The organism is Variovorax sp. PMC12, assembly GCF_003019815.1.
Lineage (GTDB): Bacteria > Pseudomonadota > Gammaproteobacteria > Burkholderiales > Burkholderiaceae_C > Variovorax.
Genome location: NZ_CP027773.1, coordinates 522740 through 541400 on the forward strand (window position 1 = coordinate 522740; position 18661 = coordinate 541400).

General features: G+C 69.9%; 15 protein-coding genes and 1 riboswitch. Of the genes, 11 read left to right on the forward strand and 4 right to left on the reverse strand.

Features of this window, described 5'->3' with window-relative positions; genetic code table 11:
• The first annotated feature begins 30 nt into the window (after positions 1–30).
• Complete coding sequence (locus tag C4F17_RS02360) at positions 31–1374, forward strand: dicarboxylate/amino acid:cation symporter (protein WP_081269076.1); 1344 nt, start codon at positions 31–33, stop codon at positions 1372–1374.
• Between the two features lie 115 nt (positions 1375–1489).
• Entirely contained in the window at positions 1490–3196 is a 1707-nt protein-coding gene (ybaL, locus tag C4F17_RS02365; protein WP_081269075.1) for a YbaL family putative K(+) efflux transporter, read from the forward strand.
• 5 nt (positions 3197–3201) lie between these two features.
• Here ybaL and C4F17_RS02370 read toward each other — a convergent pair whose 3' ends face one another.
• Entirely contained in the window at positions 3202–3606 is a 405-nt protein-coding gene (locus C4F17_RS02370) for a hypothetical protein (RefSeq protein ID WP_081269074.1), read from the reverse strand.
• A 137-nt stretch (positions 3607–3743) separates the two neighbouring features.
• Here C4F17_RS02370 and C4F17_RS02375 point away from each other — a divergent pair, with 137 nt between their 5' ends.
• The 9 genes from C4F17_RS02375 to C4F17_RS02415 all read left to right on the forward strand — a co-directional run bounded on the left by C4F17_RS02375 (position 3744) and on the right by C4F17_RS02415 (position 16004).
• Positions 3744–3971, forward strand: a complete 228-nt coding sequence (locus tag C4F17_RS02375; protein ID WP_081269073.1) for a hypothetical protein — start codon at positions 3744–3746, stop codon at positions 3969–3971.
• Positions 3972–4010: 39 nt separating this feature from the next.
• A riboswitch (cobalamin riboswitch) is annotated at positions 4011–4280 on the forward strand.
• Between the two features lie 134 nt (positions 4281–4414).
• Entirely contained in the window at positions 4415–6583 is a 2169-nt protein-coding gene (locus C4F17_RS02380) for a TonB-dependent receptor (RefSeq protein ID WP_106934145.1), read from the forward strand.
• A gap of 11 nt (positions 6584–6594) precedes the next feature.
• Positions 6595–8130: a PepSY domain-containing protein gene (locus C4F17_RS02385; RefSeq protein ID WP_106934146.1), complete on the forward strand. Its 1536-nt coding sequence runs from the start codon at positions 6595–6597 to the stop codon at positions 8128–8130.
• A 46-nt stretch (positions 8131–8176) separates the two neighbouring features.
• The gene (locus C4F17_RS02390; RefSeq protein ID WP_106934147.1) at positions 8177–8854 is read left to right on the forward strand and encodes an energy-coupling factor ABC transporter permease; all 678 of its coding nucleotides are present in this window, start codon (positions 8177–8179) and stop codon (positions 8852–8854) included.
• 147 nt (positions 8855–9001) lie between these two features.
• On the forward strand, positions 9002–10069 hold the full coding sequence (gene cobW / locus C4F17_RS02395; RefSeq protein WP_106934148.1) for a cobalamin biosynthesis protein CobW: 1068 nt from the start codon (positions 9002–9004) through the stop codon (positions 10067–10069).
• Positions 10070–10096: 27 nt separating this feature from the next.
• Positions 10097–13915, forward strand: coding sequence for a cobaltochelatase subunit CobN (gene cobN, locus C4F17_RS02400; protein ID WP_106934149.1), 3819 nt, complete (start codon positions 10097–10099; stop codon positions 13913–13915).
• Positions 13912–14991, forward strand: coding sequence for an ATP-binding protein (locus C4F17_RS02405; protein ID WP_106934150.1), 1080 nt, complete (start codon positions 13912–13914; stop codon positions 14989–14991). Before cobN ends, C4F17_RS02405 begins: the two co-directional genes overlap by 4 nt.
• Before the next feature lie 140 nt (positions 14992–15131).
• The gene (locus C4F17_RS02410; protein ID WP_234382505.1) at positions 15132–15629 is read left to right on the forward strand and encodes a vWA domain-containing protein; all 498 of its coding nucleotides are present in this window, start codon (positions 15132–15134) and stop codon (positions 15627–15629) included.
• Positions 15630–15671: 42 nt separating this feature from the next.
• Positions 15672–16004 (forward strand): DUF1090 family protein, encoded by a 333-nt coding sequence (locus C4F17_RS02415; protein ID WP_106934152.1) that lies wholly within the window; start codon positions 15672–15674, stop codon positions 16002–16004.
• Between the two features lie 17 nt (positions 16005–16021).
• On the opposite strand, the gene C4F17_RS02420 is transcribed toward C4F17_RS02415, so the two are convergent.
• The 3 genes from C4F17_RS02420 to C4F17_RS02430 are packed head-to-tail and all read right to left on the reverse strand — an operon-like array spanning position 16022 to position 18620.
• The gene (locus C4F17_RS02420; RefSeq protein ID WP_106934153.1) at positions 16022–16507 is read right to left on the reverse strand and encodes an SET domain-containing protein; all 486 of its coding nucleotides are present in this window, start codon (positions 16505–16507) and stop codon (positions 16022–16024) included.
• A 13-nt stretch (positions 16508–16520) separates the two neighbouring features.
• Complete coding sequence (locus C4F17_RS02425; RefSeq protein ID WP_106934154.1) at positions 16521–17390, reverse strand: GNAT family N-acetyltransferase; 870 nt, start codon at positions 17388–17390, stop codon at positions 16521–16523.
• 6 nt (positions 17391–17396) lie between these two features.
• Positions 17397–18620 (reverse strand): GAF domain-containing sensor histidine kinase, encoded by a 1224-nt coding sequence (locus tag C4F17_RS02430; protein WP_106934155.1) that lies wholly within the window; start codon positions 18618–18620, stop codon positions 17397–17399.
• Between the last annotated feature and the right edge of the window lie 41 nt (positions 18621–18661).

The following is an 18661-nucleotide window of genomic DNA, read 5'->3' on the forward strand; positions in this document are numbered from 1 at the left end:
CCTACAGTTCCGAATCCTCCGGAGGCATCCATGGAAAACACAACAAGTAAATCCGCCAAGAAGCTCCCTCTGTACCGCTCCCTCTACGTGCAGGTGATCACCGCGGTGATCATCGGCGTGCTGCTCGGCCATTTCTATCCCTCGGTCGGGGAAGCGATGAAGCCGCTGGGCGACGGCTTCATCAAGCTCATCAAGATGATCATCGCGCCGATCATCTTCTGCACGGTGGTGGTCGGCATCGCGGGCATGGAAGACATGAAGAAGGTCGGCAAGACCGGCGGCCTGGCGCTGCTGTACTTCGAGGTCGTCTCCAGCATCGCGCTGGTGGTCGGGCTGGTGCTGGTCAACGTGCTGCAGCCCGGCGCCGGCATGAACGTCGACCCGGCCACGCTCGACACCAAGTCGATCGCCTCGTACACCGGCCCCGGCAAGATGACCGGCACGGTCGACTTCATCCTGAACATCATCCCCAACACCATCGTCGACGCGTTCGCCAAGGGCGAGATCCTGCAGGTGCTGCTGATCGCAGTGCTGTTCGGCTTCGCGCTGCACCGCTTCGGCGGGCGCGGCACGCTGGTGTTCGACGTGATCGAGAAGGGCTCGCACGTGCTCTTCGGCATCGTCAACTACATCATGAAGCTGGCGCCCATCGGCGCCTTCGGCGCGATGGCCTTCACCATCGGCAAGTACGGGCTGGGCAGCCTGTTCTCGCTGGGCAAGCTCATGGGCACCTTCTACCTGACCTGCCTGCTGTTCATCTTCGTGGTGCTGGGGCTCATCGCGCGCTTCCACGGGTTCAGCATCTGGAAGTTCATCAAGTACATCAAGGAAGAGCTGCTGATCGTGCTGGGCACGTCGTCCAGCGAATCGGTGCTGCCGCGCATGATGGAGAAGATGGAGAACCTGGGCGCCAACAAGACCTGCGTGGGCCTGGTCATTCCCACGGGGTACTCGTTCAACCTGGACGGCACGTCGATCTACCTGACGATGGCGGCGGTGTTCATCGCGCAGGCCACCAACACGCCGATGACGCTCACGCAGGAGATCACGCTGCTGGCGGTGCTGCTGCTCACATCGAAGGGGGCCGCGGGCGTCACGGGCAGCGGCTTCATCGTGCTGGCGGCCACGCTGTCGGCCGTGGGCCATGTGCCGGTGGCGGGGCTCGCGCTCATCCTGGGCATCGACCGCTTCATGTCGGAAGCCCGCGCGCTCACCAACCTGATCGGCAACGGCGTGGCCACCATCGTGGTCGCCAAGTGGACCAACGAGCTGGACGAGAACCGGCTGCAGGCAGGGCTCAACAACGAGACCTGGGTCGAGGCGCAGGAGCCCGAGGCGCTGGACGCCGCGCGCAGCAGCAAGATGGCCGGATAGCCGGGGAGCAGCCCCCTGCAACACCAGCGGCCCGGCGGTAAAGCCGGTCCCACGGTGTTGCGTGAAGAGTCCTGCCAGCCTCGAAGGTTGGGCATCGTTCCTGCAAAATGGAGCGATGCCCCATAGCGTCTCCCTCATCAACACCATTGCCGCCGGCCTGGGGCTTGCGCTCGTATTCGGTTTCCTGGCGGCCAAGCTGCGGCTGCCGGCGCTGGTCGGCTACCTGCTGGCCGGCGTGATCATCGGCCCGTTCACACCGGGCTTCGTGGCCGATGCGGGCATTGCCGCCCAGCTCGCCGAGATCGGCGTGATGCTGCTGATGTTCGGCGTCGGCCTGCATTTCTCGCTGGACGACCTGCTGGCGGTGCGCAAGATCGCGCTGCCCGGCGCACTCGCGCAGATCGCGGTGGCCACGCTGCTCGGCGGCGGCCTGGCCATGTGGTGGGGCTGGAGCCCCGGCGCTGCGCTGGTGTTCGGCCTGGCGCTGTCGGTGGCCAGCACGGTGGTGCTGCTGCGCGCACTCGAGAGCCTGGGCATCCTCGATTCGTTCACCGGGCGCATCGCCATCGGCTGGCTGGTGGTCGAAGACCTGGCAATGGTGCTGGTGCTCGTGCTCATGCCGCCGCTGGCCGGCACGCTGGGCGGCCATGCCGCGCAGGAAGGGCCGGCCGACCCGTTGTGGCAGACCCTGGGTCTCACGCTGCTGCAGGTCGGCGGCTTCGTGGCGCTGATGCTGGTGGTGGGGCGGCGCGTGTTCCCGTGGATCCTCTGGCAGGTCACGCGCACCGGTTCGCGCGAGCTGTTCACGCTGTGCGTGGTGGCGGCCGCCGTGAGCATCGCCTTCGCGTCGGCGGCGCTGTTCGGCGTGTCGTTCGCGCTGGGCGCCTTCTTCGCGGGCATGGTCATGCGCGAGTCGCAGTTCGCGCACCGCGCGGCGGAAGAGTCCCTGCCGCTGCGCGACGCCTTCGCGGTGCTGTTCTTCGTGTCGGTCGGCATGCTGTTCGATCCATCGGTGCTGATCGAGCGGCCGCTTCAGGTGCTGGCGGTGGTGCTGGTGATCGTGCTGGGCAAGTCGCTCGCGGCCTGCGCGCTGGTGCTGGTGTTCCGCTACCCGCTGGGCACCGCGCTCACGGTGAGCGCGAGCCTGGCGCAGATCGGGGAGTTCTCATTCATCCTGGCGGGGCTGGGGGTGTCGCTCGGCCTGCTGCCGGTGGAGGGGCAGAGCCTGGTGCTGGCGGGCGCGCTCATCTCCATCGCCACCAACCCGCTGTGGTTCAGCCTGATCGGGCCGATGCAGAAATGGCTGCATGCGCACTCGTCGTTCGCGCGCGGGCTCGAGTCGCGCGACGACCCGCTGGCCGAACTGCCCATGACGACCGAGGCCAAGTACCTGTCGCGGCAGGTGGTGCTGGTGGGCTACGGCCGCGTCGGTCGCCGCATTGCGGCGGAACTCGACGCCAACGACATTCCCTACGTGGTCGCCGAGCAGAACCGCGAACTGGTCGAAAAGCTGCGCGAAGCCGGCACGCCGGCCGTGTGGGGCGATGCCGCCGATCCGGCGGTGCTGATCCAGGCGCACGTGGCCCGCGCGCGCGTGCTGGTGGTTGCCACGCCCGACGCCATGAACGTGCGCCAGATGATCGAGACTGCGCGCACGCTCAACCCCACCATCCAGACCGTGATCCGCAGCCACAACGAACAGGAAGCCGCGCTGCTCACGCGCGAGGCGGCCGTGACCGTGTTCCTGGGAGAGCAGGAACTCGCGCAGGCCATGGCGCGCGACGTGGTCCAGCGGGCCGTGTCGATGGCGGCCCCGGCCTGACGAACTCAGAGGTCTTCGATCACCAGCGTGCGGTAGCGCTGCGCGATGGAGTAGGGCACCGTGCGCACCAGCACCATGAGCTGCTCGGCCGCTTCGCTGTCCTCGGTCTTCACCAGCAGCGCCGTGTGGCCTTCGCGCGCCAGCTTCGTGTATGCGCGCACGGTCGCGCCTTCGGTGCCGGCGGAGGGCAGGGGGTCGTCGGCAGTTTCCACGGTGGGCGTGATCTGGGAGAGCACGGTTTGCGCGGGAAGCAGGTAGACGTCGTCGCCGCTGGTGCCTTGCTCGATCAGCCCGCGGCCGACGCGCTGGGCATCTTCCGCGTCCGGAAACATGACCATCGAGTAGCCGGTCGGATAGAAGGCTCCGCCGATGGTTGCCCGCATGCCGGGTTCGAGAGTGAAGTTCTTCATGCTGTCTCCTGCTTGTGCATGTGCAAAACATAAAAACATAGGCTGCACGGGGAATCCCCTCTGTAGGAGAAGCCCGGAAGCTGTCAACCGGCCTTGGCCTCCACCCATTCACCAATAAGCACTGCCCAATCCATTCCATGCACACACAGAGAAACATCGCGCTCACTGTCCATGAGCTGGAAAAAGGGGAGTTCTACTGGGTGCTGATGGAAGCGGTCGCCGGAGAGCCCGGAGACGCCTCCCACTTCTACGAGCCGCTGGAAGCGGCGCTCGAGCCCTACGCCAGCTATTCGAACGCGCTGGTGGCCGGCGTGGCGGTGATGCGGCGCCTGTTCGGACCCGACGGCAATAGCGGCTACTTATAATTTCGCGGTTATGGTTTGTTAATTCTCACGAATCAAACCAGTCAACACGGTTCGAAGGTGCCCCGCCCGCCATGCCATGGCGCCGGGGTTAAACGGGAAGCAGGTGCGCCGGGTCATAGCCGACCCGGTCATTCCTGCGCTGCCCCCGCAACGGTCAGCGGATCGGGAATCCTCAAGCCGGCGCCTCCTTGAAGAGGCCGGCGGCCACTGCGCTTCGGCGTGGGAAGGCGAGGGTTTCTGCTCCGATGCGCATTTCGCGCGTCGGAGCGCTCCGCAAGCCCGGATACCGGCCTTGGAAACCGCCTTCGGACGCTGCGGGAGTGCGTGTCCGGGCCTGCCGCCTCCGCGCTCGCGCCTGGACCGTCATCGCCCCTCCGCTTCTCCCGCCTCGTCCTTTTTCGGACAGAGGAGCCTGCGGGGACGCGGGCCGGAGGAGAGATCACATGAGCCGACAGGCATCGCCATCGCGCGATCGCACGGGCGCGCCGCAAAGCGTGCGGCTTTCGGGTATTTCACTGGGGCTGGGGCTCGCCCTCGGGCCTGCCGCGGCCCTCGCACAGGCCGACGGCAGCCAGAGCCTGGCGCCGGTGCAGGTCGAGGCCGACCGCCATACGCGGCTCGCCATCGACGAGACCACTCAGACCGGCAGCCGCCTGGGCCTGACGCCGCTGGAAACGCCGGCCAGCATCGAGGTGCTGGACGGCGACACCATCCGCGCACGCGGCGACGCCTCGGTGATCGATGCCGCCACCCGCGCCACCGGCATCACCGGTTCGCCCGGCCCCGGCAACGGCGGCACCGCGATGGCGGCGCGCGGCTTCCTGGGCCACGGCTCGGTGATGCAGCTGTTCGACGGCACGCGGCTGTACGCGGGCGCGGGAACCGTCACCTTCCCGTTCGACACCTGGTCGGTCGACCGCATCGAGGTACTGCGCGGCGCGGCCTCGGTGATGTACGGCGAAGGCGCCATCGGCGGCGCGATCAACGTGGTGCCCAGGAAGCCCACGCGCGGGCCGATCCAGAACCAGGCGCTGCTCACCGTCGGCTCCGACGCCACCCGCCAGGTGGCTTTCGGCAGCGGCGGCGCGATCAATGACAGGCTCTCCTACCGCTTCGACATCAGCCACCGCCAGACCGACGGCTTCATGCAGCGCGGCCAGGCCGAGAGCCTGGCCGTGGGCGCGGCGGTGCGGCTCGACGTGTCGCCGCAACTGCAGTTCACGCTCTCGCACGACGAGGGCCGGCAGTCGCCGCAGCGCTACTACGGCGTGCCGCTGATCGACGGCCGCCTGAGCAGCCAGATGCTGCGCCAGAACTACAACCTCGACGATTCCGAGATCAAGTACCTCGACAAGTGGACCCGCCTCGACGCCCAGTGGACGCCGAACGATTCGGTCACCGTGCGCAACCAGCTCTACCGGCTGGAGAGCAAGCGCCACTGGCGCAACAGCGAGACCTACACCTACAGCGCCACCACGCGCCGCGTGACGCGCGGCGACTACCTGGAGATCGGCCACGACCAGGAGCAGATCGGCAACCGCACCGACGCCACCTTCAAACACGGCCTGTTCGGCCTGGCCAACCAGGTGCTGGTGGGCTTCGACGTGAACCGCATCGACTTCCAGCACACCAACGATTCGCCCTATGGTGGGCGATCGGTGGTGGACCCCTTCGTCTTCAACCCGGGCTACTACGTTTCGCCCGTGGCCTACACGCCTCGCTACCGGACCAGGACCGGCACCTACGCCTTCCTCACCGAAGACAAGCTGGCCTTCGACGATCAATGGTCGGTGGTGGGCAGCCTGCGCTGGGACCACGCGAAGATCGCCCGCGCCGACCTGCAGAACGCGGCCAACAATCTGGGCAAGACCTTCGAGTACGCCACCGGCCGCCTGGGCGTGGTGTATGCGCCCGATGCGTCGCAGTCTTTCTATGCGCAGGTGGCGCGCGCGGCCGATCCGCTGACCTCGCTCATCAGCACCTCGGCCACGCAGGTGCCGTTCGAGCTCAGCACCGGCCGGCAGGTCGAGGTCGGCTACAAGCGCCAGTTCGCCGACAACCGCGGCGCCTGGACCGTGGCGGCCTACCGCATCGAGAAGAACAAGCTGCTGTCGCGCGACGCGAGCGACCCGGGCAAGACGCAGCAGATCGGGCGGCAGTCGTCCGAGGGCATCGAGGCCACGCTGGACATGGCGCTCACGCCCACGCTGGACCTCGAGGCCAACATCGCCAGATTGCGCGCGCGCTACGACGACTTCAACGAAGTGGTCGGCGGCAGGCTGATCTCGCGCGCGGGCAACACGCCCAGCGGCGTGCCCGAGCAGACGGCCAACCTGTGGCTCAACTGGCGCTTCCTGCCGCAGTGGGAGGCCGCGTTCGGCGTGCGCCATGTCGGCCCGCGCCAGGTCGACGCCGCCAACTCGCGCAAGATCGGCTCGTACACCGTGGCCGACGCTTCGCTCAGCTGGCAGGCGAACCCTTCGCTGAAGCTGGCGCTGCGCGCCTACAACCTGGCCGACCGGCGCTATGCGGTGTCGTTCTCGAACGGCGGCAACCAGTGGCTGCTGGGACGCCCGCGTTCGTTCGAACTCTCGGCGCTGGTCGATTTCTGAGCGACGCGCGCATGACTTCCGCATGGCGCCGCGCCTGGCCGCGCATCCGGCACGGCCTCTACTGGACCCACCGGTGGCTGGGCATCGGCGGCTGCCTGCTGTTCGTCATGTGGTTCGTCTCGGGCGTGGTGATGATGTACGTGGGGTATCCCAACCTGACGGACGCCGAGCGGCTGGCCGGGCTGGGGCCGCTGCGCTTTTCGCAGGCAACGGTGTCGCCCGCGGCCGCGCTCGATGCATTGCCGCCCGCCGCACGCGCGCAGCCGCCCCGGCGCATGGTGCTGGAGATGCAGGGCGGCACCGATCCGCAGCCCGTGTGGCGCATCGTCGATGCGCACGGCGGCCGGCATACGGTCTCGGCGCGCGACGGCCGTGTGCCGGGCCCGGTCGATGCCGCGCAGGCCGAAGCCATCGCGCGCGCGTTTTCGGGCCGGCCGGGCGCGCGCTGGGCCGAGACGCTGGAGCGCGACCAGTGGACCGTGCCTCAGGGCCTGAACCCGCTGCGCCCGCTGCACCGCATCGAGCTTGGCGACGCGGCCGGCACCGAGCTTTACGTGTCTTCGCGCAACGGCGAAGTGGTGCGCGACAGCAACCGCTCCGAGCGCTTCTGGAACTGGCTGGGCTCGGTGCCGCACTGGATCTACTTCACGCCGCTGCGCGCCGACCCGCCCCTGTGGCACGACGTGGTCGTGTGGCTGTCGGCGGCGTGCATCGTCTCGGCGGTGACGGGCATCGTCATCGGCATCCTGCGTGTGCGGCTGCGCAGGCGTTTTCGCAGCGGATCGGTCACGCCGTACAGCGGGTGGATGGCCTGGCACCACATCGCGGGGCTGATCGGCGGCTTTTTCGTGCTGACCTGGATCATCAGCGGCTGGCTCTCGATGAACCCCAACGGCTGGTTCCAGCGCGGGCCGGGCGACGCGGCGGCGATGGCCCGCTACAGCGGTGCTGGGGTGTCGCCGTTCCCCTGGCCGCCGGCATCGTTGCCGCACGGCGGGGGCGCCGCCGCGCCGCGCGAGGCCATGCTGCTGTGGTTCGACGGCCGGCCGCTGCTGCAGTTGCGCGATGCGCAGGTGCGCGCGTGGGTGGTCGATGCCGCCAGCGGCGCGCCTGCTTCCATTGCCAGGGACGACATCGTGCGCGCCGCTTCGGCGCTGCGTCCCGGCGCCCGTGTCACCGAGGCGGTGCTCCAGACGCGCGAAGACTTCCACTGGTACGGCCACCACCGCGAGCGCATCGTGCCCGTGTGGCGCCTGCAGTTCGACGACGCCGCGCGCAGCCGGGTCTACATCGACCCGGCCAGCGGGCAGGTGGCGGGCAGCAACGACAGCAACTCGCGCCTGCGCCGCTGGCTCTTCAACGCGGCGCACAGCCTCGACTTTCCCTGGCTCATCCAGTACCGGCCGGCCTGGGATGTCGTGATGTGGCTGCTGTCGGTGGTCGGTGCGGTAGCCTCGGCCAGCGGCGTGGTGATCGGCTGGCGCCGGCTGCGGCGCAAGCCACGGCGGGCGGCGGCCTCGAAGGGGCTTGCGCAGGCAGGTCCATGAACCAACAATCAACTTTCGCACTGCGGTGCATTTCAGGAGGTGCTCGATGCACATCGAACCAGGTCTCGTCGACGGAACCAAGATTTTTCTCAGCTATGCCACGGCCGCTGCCGCACTCGCCTACACAGGCAAGGTGACCATCGAAACCGCGGTGAAAGACGGCCTTGCCGCACTGGTGCTGCGCTCCGCCGTTGCCGTGGCGCTGGTGTTCTGCTTCTTCGAGGTGTTGCCGCATCACCCGGTGGGCGTGTCCGAGGTGCACCTGATCCTCGGCACCACGCTGCTGCTGGTGTTCGGGCTGGCGCCCGCGGCCATCGGCCTGGCGGGCGGGCTGCTCATCCAGGGCCTGTTCTTCGAGCCGCAGGACATTGCGCAGTACGGCATGAACGTCACCACGCTGCTGGTGCCGCTGTTCGCGACCGCCGCGCTGGCGCGCCGCATCATCCCGAAGAACGTGGCCTATGTGGACCTGAGCTACCAGCAGGCTTTCAAGCTGTCGGTGGCCTACCAGGGCGGCATCGTGGTGTGGGTCGGCTTCTGGGCGCTGTACGGCCGCGGCACCGGGCTCGAGAACCTCGGCCAGATCGCCAGCTTCGGGGCTGCCTACATGACGGTGGTGCTGGTCGAGCCGCTGGTCGACCTGGGCGTGCTGGCCGCCGCCAAGGGCTGGCGCCGCCTGCAAGGCTCGGTCTTCGTCGAGCGCCGCCTGTACGGCGGCGTCTGATTCACCGCGCTCTCCTTCTTCCCGGGTTCCAGGCTCGCTTGGCGGGCCTGGCGCCGATCCTCTCGTGATGGCCACCGGAACGCCCATGCTGGCGCCCGGTGCCCGTTCATCTCTCCGGCCGCCACGGGCGCCCCAACGAACACTCCAATGACCCAAGCAAGCAACGCCAAGATCCCCGTCACCATCGTCACGGGCTTCCTCGGCAGCGGCAAGACCACGCTGCTGCGCCACATCCTCGGCAACGCCGAAGGCCGCCGCATCGCGGTGATCGTCAACGAGTTCGGCGAGCTCGGCATCGACGGCGAGATTCTTCGCGGCTGCGGCATCGGCTGCGACGACGAAGGCAACGAGCGCGAAGGCGCGCTCTACGAGCTGGCCAACGGCTGCGTCTGCTGCACCGTGCAGGAAGAGTTCCTGCCCGTGATGCTGCAGCTGGCCGAGCGGCGAGGCGACCTCGACGCGGTGCTCATCGAGACCTCGGGCCTGGCACTGCCCAAGCCGCTGGTGCAGGCCTTCCAGTGGCCGGACATCGCCAACATCTTCACCGTCGACTCGGTGGTCACCGTGGTCGACGGCCCGGCCGCCGCGTCGGGCCAGTTCGCGGAGAACCCCGAGGCCGTGGACGAAGCGCGCCGCGCCGACCCCAACCTCGACCACGAATCGCCGCTGCACGAGCTGTTCGAAGACCAGCTCTCGGCCGCCGACCTGGTGGTGCTCAACAAGACCGACCTGATGGACGACGCCGCGCGCGCGAAGGTCGAGGCCCTGGTGCGCGAGGAACTGCCGCCCGAGGTGAAGATCGTCGCTGCCACCGAGGGCAGGCTGCCGCTCGCGCTGCTGCTGGGCCAGGGCCGCGCCGCCGAGGCCACCATCCACCTGCGCGAAAGCCACCACGACCACGAGGAAGACCACGACCACGACGAGTTCGACTCGCTGGTGATCGAGCTGCCGCCCGTGGACCGCGACAGCCTGCTGGCCGTGCTCGGCAAGCTGGTCGAGCAGCACACCATCTATCGCGTGAAGGGCTTCGTCGCCGTGCCGGGCAAGCCGATGCGCCTGCTGGTGCAGGGCGTGGGCCGGCGCTTCGACCACCACTTCGACCGCCGCTGGCGCGACGGCGAGGCGCAGCGCACGCGGCTGGTGTTCATCGGCGAAGACCTGGACGAAGCGGCGCTGCGCAAGGCGCTGCAAGAGGCGGCCGCGATCGCCGCATGACGGCTTGACGGCTGAACACCTGACCGCATGCACCTGCTGAGCACCCAGCCCGGACGCTTCGTCGAGGACGACAGCGTCGTCACCCGCCTCGACCAGACGCCGGGCGACATCGTGGTGCTCAGCTCGGCCGACACCACGCTCGCACTGCTGGCCGCCGCGCGCACCGCTCTGGCCGGCACCGACCCCGGCTACCCGTCGCTGCGGCTGGCCAACCTCATGTACCTGAAGCAGCCGGCCTCGCTCGACCTGTACATCGACGAGGTGCTGCAGCATGCGCGCGTGGTGGTGGTCGACCACCTGGGGGCCGAATCGGCCTGGGCCTATGGGCTGCAGCAGCTGGAGAAGCTCGCGAAGCGCAAGGGCCAGCAGCTCGCGATGTTCTCCGGCGACCTGCAGGAAGACGAAGACCTGCTGGCGCGCGGCACCGCGCCGCGCGCGGTGGGCCGGCAGCTCTGGCAGTACATGCGCGCGGGCGGCGCGGGCAATGCGCTGCAGTTCCTGCGCGCGGTGGCCTTCCACGGCCTCGGCCATGGAGAAGCGCCATTGCCGCCGCGCAGCCTGCCGCAGGTCGCGCTGCATGTGCCGCGCGGCATGGACACGGCGCACACGGTGGCCGGCATCGACGACCTGCGCGCCGGTTGGCACGCGGGTGCGCCGGTGGTGGCGCTGGTGTTCTATCGCTCGCACCTGCTGTCGGGCAACACCGTGGCCTTCGATGCCATCGCCGCCGCGCTGGGCGCCGAGGGGCTGAACCCGCTGCCCGTGGCGCTCGATTCGCTGAAAGACCCGTTGTGCCTGTCGGCGCTGCGCGAGCTGTGCGCCGCGCATGACGTGCAGCTCGTGCTCAACACCACCGCCTTCGCCGCGCTGGGGCAGGGCACGCAGAAGGAAGAGGGCGAGAGCCTTGCGCTGGCCGGCGACGCGCCCGTGCTGCAGGTGATCGTGAGCGGCGGCAACCGCGAAGACTGGCTGGCCGACAGCCAGGGCCTGCGCCCGCGCGACATCGCGATGCAGATCGCGCTGCCCGAGATGGACGGCCGCATCATCACGCGCGCCGTGAGCTTCAAGGGCCTGTCGCACCGCTGCGAACTCACGCAGACCGAGGTGGTCAACTACCAGCCCGAGCCCGACCGCGTTGCTTTCGTTGCCGAGCTGGCGCGGCGCTGGTGCCGGCTGCGCGCGCTCGGTGCGCCCGACAAGCGCATCGCGCTGATCCTGGCCAACTACCCCGGCAGCGAAGGCCGCATCGGCAGCGGCGTGGGGCTCGACACGCCGGCTTCGGTCATCGCCATCCTTCGCGCGATGCAGGCCGAGGGCTATGCGCTCGGCGACCCCGCCGCGCTGCCCGAAGACGGTGACGCGCTGATGCGCCGCCTGCAGGAAGGCATCGCCAACGACCCCGCGCAGTGGGCCGCGCGCCCGGCCTGGCAAAGCTATGCGCTGGCCGACTACCGCGCGCGGCTCGCGTCGCTGCCTGAAGGCATGGCCGACGCCATCGACGCCCGCTGGGGTGCGCCCGAACAAGACCCGATGGTGCGGCAGGGCCGCTTCATGATCGCGGGGCTGCGGCTGGGCCGGGTGTTCGTCGGCATCCAGCCCGCGCGTGCGCTGGGCACCCTGGGCGCGGCCGACTACGCGAGCTACCACGACGCCGAACTGGTGCCGCCGCACAGCTACCTCGCCTTCTATTTCTGGCTGCGCGACGCCTTCGCCATCGACGCGGTGGTGCATGTCGGCAAGCACGGCAACCTCGAATGGCTGCCGGGCAAGAGCATCGCGCTGTCGCAGGCCTGCTGGCCCGACGCCGTCCTGGGGCCGATGCCCAACGTGTATCCCTTCATCGTCAACGACCCGGGCGAGGGCGCGCAGGCCAAGCGGCGCACGCAGGCGGTCATCATCGACCACCTGATGCCGCCGCTCACGCGCGCCGAGAACCACGGCCCGCTGCAAGACCTGGAGCGGCAGGTCGACGAGTACTACGAGGCGCTGCTGGTCGACGCGCGCCGCGCCAAGGTGCTGCGCGCGCAGATCCTCGCGGCGGTGCGGGCGCAGCACCTGGTCGAGGAACTGGGCATGCCGGGCGCGGAAGACGACGCGGTGCTGGCCCGTGTCGATGCCTACCTGTGCGAGCTGAAGGAAACGCAGATCCGCGACGGGCTGCATGTGTTCGGCGCATCGCCCGCGGGCCGTTTGCGGCGCGACACGCTGCTGGCGCTCGCGCGCTATCCGGCCGCGGAAGGCGCGGGCGAGAACGCGGGGCTGCTGGGCGCGCTGGCAAACGACCTGCTGGCCGGCGAAGGCTTCGATCCGCTGGACATCGACGCGGCCAGGCCCTGGCAGGGCGCCCGGCCCGCGCTGCTGCAAGCGGTCAGCACCGATGCGTGGCGGCACCAGGGCGACACGCGCGAGCGGCTGGAGCTGCTCGCGCAGCGGCTGATCGAATCGCGCGATTGCCCGCCCGATCTGCCGCGCACCGCGGCCGTGCTCGGGCGCGTCCAACGCAGCCTGGCGCCCGCGCTCGACGCCTGCGGCACGCAGGAGCTACTGCAACTTTCCCGTGCCCTGCAGGGCCGCTTCGTGCCGCCCGGACCGAGCGGCTCGCCCTCGCGCGGCCGGCCCGACGTGCTGCCGACCGGGCGCAATTTCTACGCGGTCGACACCCGCGCCATTCCCACGCCCACGGCCTGGATGCTGGGCCTGAAGTCGGCCGCGCAACTGGTCGAGCGCCACATGCAGGAACATGGCGACTACCCGGTGGCGCTGGGCCTGTCGGTCTGGGGCACGGCCACCATGCGCACCGGCGGCGACGACCTGGCGCAGGCCTTTGCGCTCATCGGCGTGCGGCCGAAGTGGGCGCCGGGCAGCCAGCGGGTGGTCGATTTCGAGGTGCTGCCCACGGTGGGGCTGGGCCGCCCGCGCATCGACGTCACGCTGCGCATCTCGGGCTTCTTCCGCGACGCCTTTCCCAACGCGGTGCAGATGTTCGATGCCGCCGTGCAGGCCGTCGCTGCACAGGAAGACGAAGACGCCGAGCGCAACCCGATCCGCGCGCGCATCCTGCGCGAAGCCGCCACGCTTCAAGCGCAGGGCGTGGCGCCCGAAGCCGCCCGCACCCAGGCCGGCTGGCGCGTGTTCGGCTCGGCGCCGGGCAGCTACGGCTCGGGCCTGCAGCCGCTGTTCGACCACGGCGACTGGCAGACCGACGACGACCTGTCGAAGGCCTATGTCGGCGGCAGCGCCCATGCCTACGGGCAGGGCAGCGACGGCGTGCCGGCCGCCGGCGCGCTGGTGCGCAGGCTGCGCGCCATGGACGTCGTCATGCAGAACCAGGACAGCCGCGAACACGACCTGCTCGACTCCAACGACTACTACCAGTTCCAGGGCGGCATGGCCGCCGCCGTGCGCCACCTGAGCGGCCGGCAGCCGGCCATGTACCACGGCGACCACGGCAACCCGCAGGCGCCGCGCGTGCGCACGCTGAAGGAAGAAATCAGCCGCGTCATCCGTTCGCGCGTGGTCAACCCCAAGTGGATCGACGGCGTGAAGCGCCACGGCTACAAGGGCGCGTTCGAGATGGCCGCCACGGTCGACTACCTGTTCGGCTTCGACGCCACCGCGCGCGTGGTCGGCGACCACCAGTACGCGATGGTGGCCGACGCCTACGTGCTGGACGAGGCCACCCGCGATTTCGTGAGCGAGCACAATCCGCGCGCGCTGCACGACATGCTCAGCCGCCTGCTCGAAGCCATGCAGCGCGGCCTCTGGCAGTCGCCCGGCGACTACCGCACCCGATTGGAGAACCTGCTGCTCGACCAGGAGCAGCGGATGGAAGGAACCCCCCGATGACCACAGCCGCCCCGATGCCGCTGCCTTTTCCGTTTGCCGCGATCGCCGGGCAGCCGCAGTTGCGGCAGGCGCTGCTGCTGGCCGCGGTCGATCCCGCGCTGGGCGGCGTGCTGATCGAGGGGCCGCGCGGCACGGCCAAGACCACCGCCGCGCGGGCGCTGGCCGAACTGCTGCCCGGCGCGCCCTTCGTCACGCTGCCGCTGGGCGCGAGCCTCGAAAGCCTCGTCGGCACGCTGGACCTCGGGCAGGCGCTGGCCGGCCATGAACTCAAGTTCGCGCCCGGCCTGCTGGCGCGCGCGCACGGCGGCGTGCTGTACGTGGACGAAATCAACCTGCTGCCCGATGCGCTGATCGATTCGCTGCTCGACGCGGCGGCCAGCGGCGTGAACGTGGTCGAGCGCGACGGCATCTCGCACCGGCACGCCGCGCGCTTCGTGCTGGTCGGCACCATGAATCCGGAAGAAGGCACGCTGCGGCCCCAGCTGCTCGACCGCTTCGGCCTGTGCGTGCAGCTGCGCAACATCGACGATGCAGCCGAGCGCCAGGCCATCGTGCGCGCGCGGCTGGCGTTCGATGCCGATCCGGCCGCCTTCCGCGCGAAGCACGCGCAGGCGGAGGCCGAGCTGTCCGCCGCGCTGGCGCGGGCCCGCGCGCGGCTGGCCGACGGCTCGGCGCTGCCCTATGGGGACGCGGTGCACGACGCGGTCGGTGCGCTGTGCATCGAGGCCGGCGTCGATGGCCTGCGCGCGGACCTCGTCATGCTGCGCTCGGCGCGAGCGCTCGCGGCATGGGAGGACGCCGAAGCCATCACCACCGATCACGTGCGGCGCGCGGCCGAAGCGGTGCTGCTGCACCGGCGCAAGCCGGAAGCCGCTGGCGCGCCGCCGGCCAAAACCCCCGCCCCCGCGCCCGCGCCTGCACCTCGTGGCGCGGAGACGAACGGCGCCTCCGGCACAAGCAGTGCCGCCGACGAAGACTGGGGCGCCATGCCGCCCGAGCCTGTCGGCATCGAGCGCGTGAAGCCGCTGCGCCCGCTGATCGCTTCCCGCCCGCAGGCCGCGCCAAAAAAAGCCTGAGCCTCCGGGACGCCGCACCCGCTGGCGCGCGCCAGGGTGACCGGAGGCAGGGCACGCAGAGGGACGCGTGGCATGGCGCCGTGCCGCAGGGCACAGCCTTCGACTGGCCGCGTACTTTTGCTGCGCGCGGTGCAGGCCAGTTGCGCGCAGAACACCTGAGACACCGTCCGCGGGAGGCGCGCAGCGGCGCGCTGCACTGCTTCCTGCTCGACTGCTCTGCCTCGATGCGCGACGACGGCAATCTCGCGCGCGCCAAGGGCCTGCTGCTCGCGTTGATGGAGGAGGCCTACCAGCGCCGCGACCATGTCGCGCTGCTGTGCTTTGCCGGCGAGGTGGTCGAACTGCGCCTGCCGCCGCGCCGCGCCAGCGCCTGGAACGACGACTGGGTCGCGCCGATTGCCGCCGGTGGCGGCACGCCGCTGGCGTTGGGCGTGCAGCGCGCCGAGCAGTTGCTCGCGAAGAGCGAGGCGCGACAGCGCTGGCTGTGGCTGCTGACCGACGGGCGCAGCAGCGAAAGCCCCGCGCGGCCCGAAGCTGCCGATGTCGCATGCGTGGTCGATTTCGAAGCGGCGCGGGTGCCGCTGCACCGCGCGAAGCAACTCGCCGAGGGGTGGGACGCGCGCTACCTCGCCGTGTAGGGCTGAGCGGTGTTTTTTGCCGCCGTTGCGTTACCGTGCGGCATGAGCGTCAAAACCTTCTTCCTGGCCCTTGTGTCGAGCGTGACGCTGCCTGCCTTCGCACAACCCGCCGTGCCGCCGGACAGCGCCACTTGCCAGGCCGAGGAGGCTGCCCTGGAGCGCGACATCGATCTCGCGCGTTCGCGGGGCCAGATGCTGCGGCGGCGGGAGCTTGCCGAGGCCTTGAGCGCGTTGCAGGCGCAATGCAAGGCCGCGGCGCCGGCCGAGAGCCGCGCTGCCCATATCGACAGGCTGGAGCAGCAGGCCAGGGCGCTTCGCCTGGAGCTCGACCGCACCGAGGAGCAACTGCGCAGGCTGAAGAGCGAGTCGCCCTGACGCCGGTGCCGGGGCGCTCAGGGGGCGGGTGCCTCGGCCTCTTCGGGCGCCAGCATCGTCCCCCGGCAGTTCGCCGAACCGCAGTGGCAGGGGTACTTGGAGGGCGGCGAGCCGTCGTCCGCCGTCAGCGAATAGTCGATGAACAACTCGTCGCCCGCGTCCACGGCCGTGATCGTCTGGAACTTCAGCACCAGCTCGCCGCCCTCGTCGTATTCCTCGACCGCCTCGCAGTTGGGCTCGCACGAATGATTCAGGTGCCGCGTGGCGTTGCCGCCCTTGGCGCCGTCGATGGTCTCGTGGTTCGACAGCGTGAACAGGTAGGTGAGCTGGTCGTTCCAGACCTTGGTGGCGATCTCGGCCTTGGTGTAGCGGCGGCCTTCGTACAGGCCCAGGAAGGCTTCGGGCGGCAGGTCGCGCGTGGCGAAGGCGCCAAGGCCGTGCACGCCGCTGGGGCCGACCCGGACGAAAGGCGTGGACGATGTGGTTTGCTTGCGGTGCTTCATGGGGGAGCGAGGGTCAGGCGAGAGGGGCGTCGTTGTCTTGATGCAAGGTCAGTGCCATTTCGACCTGGCGGATGACCGGAACCGCGCCGCGCGCGCTGGCCGCGCGCAGCAGCGGGCTGCCCTCGGGCTCGTCCACCAGCCGCCAGCGGGTGCCGGGGCGGGCGGTGGCCAGGGCGTCGAGCAATTCGTGCGCGGCGGTTTCGTCGAGGGCCGCGGCGTCGAGCAGCGCACCCTGGCCATCGCCGGGCGGCGGCATCACCGCGTAGGCACACAGCGTGTCGTCGCGCCACACGCCGAGCGCGACGGCGTGCTCGCGCACCAGGGCGTCGAGCACGGTCGGCCATTCGCGGCGCCAGGTGGGCCGGCAAACCTCGGCGCAGGCGCGGTGCAGCTGCTGGAGCGCAGCGGGTTCGGGGCGCGTGCTGGCTTTCCTGCGATGCTTCTCGAAGCTCCATTCGCGCACGTCGAGCATGCGCAGCTCCTTGAAGCCGGCCCGCCGGTAGAGCGTGCGCGCCGGGTTCTGCTCGATCACTTCGAGAACCGCCAGCGCGATGCCGGCACGCGACAGGGCCGCGGCTTGCGACTTGATCAGCTGCCCGCCCAGCCCTTGGCGCCGGTGCGAATCCGCAATGCCGAAGCCCGCGAGGTACGCGCGCTGCCCGCGCCGGCCGACCAGCGAGATGCCGCAGGCCGCGCCGTCCACCGCCAGCACGCGCGACAGCGTGAGGTCGACGTCGCCGCGACGCAGGTGGCGCTCGAAGCGCTGCTCGTCGAACGCGACGGGCACGAAGTAGCCCTCGTAGGCGCGGTTCCAGAGTGCGGTGAGTTCACCGTGAGAAAAGTCCGTGGCGGGGACCACCGCCATGCCGCTGCTGTTCTGCATGAAGTGTCAGGCGACCGGGAGCTTCGCCACGAAACAGGTCCCGTCTTCCGCGCAGGAGGTGACCTCCAGCGTTCCGCCATGGGCCGCGACGATTTCCGCGCATATATAGAGGCCCAGCCCCAGGCCGCCGCCGGGCTTGCTGTTCTCGGGGCGCCAGTAGGGCTGGAAGATCCTGGTGATGTCGCCAGGCGGAATGGGCTCGCCGCCGTTGGCCACCGAAAGCTCCAGCTGGCCGTTGCGCACCTCGGCGCGCACCACGATCGGCTGGTTCGGCGCGCCGTGCGCGACCGCATTGCCCAGCAGGTTGGACAGCACCTGCTGGATGCGCCCCGGGTCGCAGCGCACGGTGCCGCTGATGGAGATCTCGTCGCGGATGTCGAGCGCCGGATGGGCGGCGCGCACTTCATCGATCACGTCCTTGAGCCCCGAGGCCAGCGAAGCGGCTTCGCGGATCTCCAGGCCCATGCCCGAGCCCAGCCGCACGCGCGCGAAGTCGAGCACGTCGTCGATCAGCGCCGACATGCGGCGCGTGCTGGCCTTCAGCCGGGTGCCCAGCTTCACGAGGTTGGGCTCGGCCTGCCGGCGGATCAGCAGCTCGGCCGCCGCGCCCACCGACGACAGCGGGTTGCGCAGGTCGTGCCCCAGCACGGCGATGAACTGCTCGCGCAGCTCGGCCGTGGCCTGGGCCGATTGCAGGGCGGTTTCGGTGCGTTCCTGGCGGTCTTCGGTTTCTAGCTGGCGCGCGATCAGGTCGGCGAAGGCGGTGAACATGGCCACCACGCGCGGCTCCGACACCTGGGCCGGACGCGGGTCGATGGCGCAGAGGTTGCCGAAGTAGTCGCCGTTGGTGTGGATGATGGGCACCGAGATGTAGCTCTCGATGTTGTACAGGCGCGGCGTGTGATGGTCGAAGTAGACGGGGTCGGTGCTGGCCTGGTCGATCACCACCGGCTGGCGCGCCGCGCGCGACTCGCTGCACAGCGTGGTCCGCACCTCCAGCTGGCCGCCGGGCTTGAGGCCGAACTGGATGTTGTCTTCCACCGCGCAGGCGGTCCAGGTGCCGTCCGTCACGCGGGCCACGGCCGCGAACCCCATGCCGGTGTGCTGGCAGATGACCTTGAGCAGCGATGGCACCGCGCTGATGCGGCCGATGGCGGCCACGTCCCGCGCGATGGCCTCGTCGGTATCGACGGCTGCTACAGGCGCGGAAGAGGCGGGCGATGTGGTCAAGATGCCGGAATGGTACGTCAGGGCCGCCGCCGAGGGGCGCG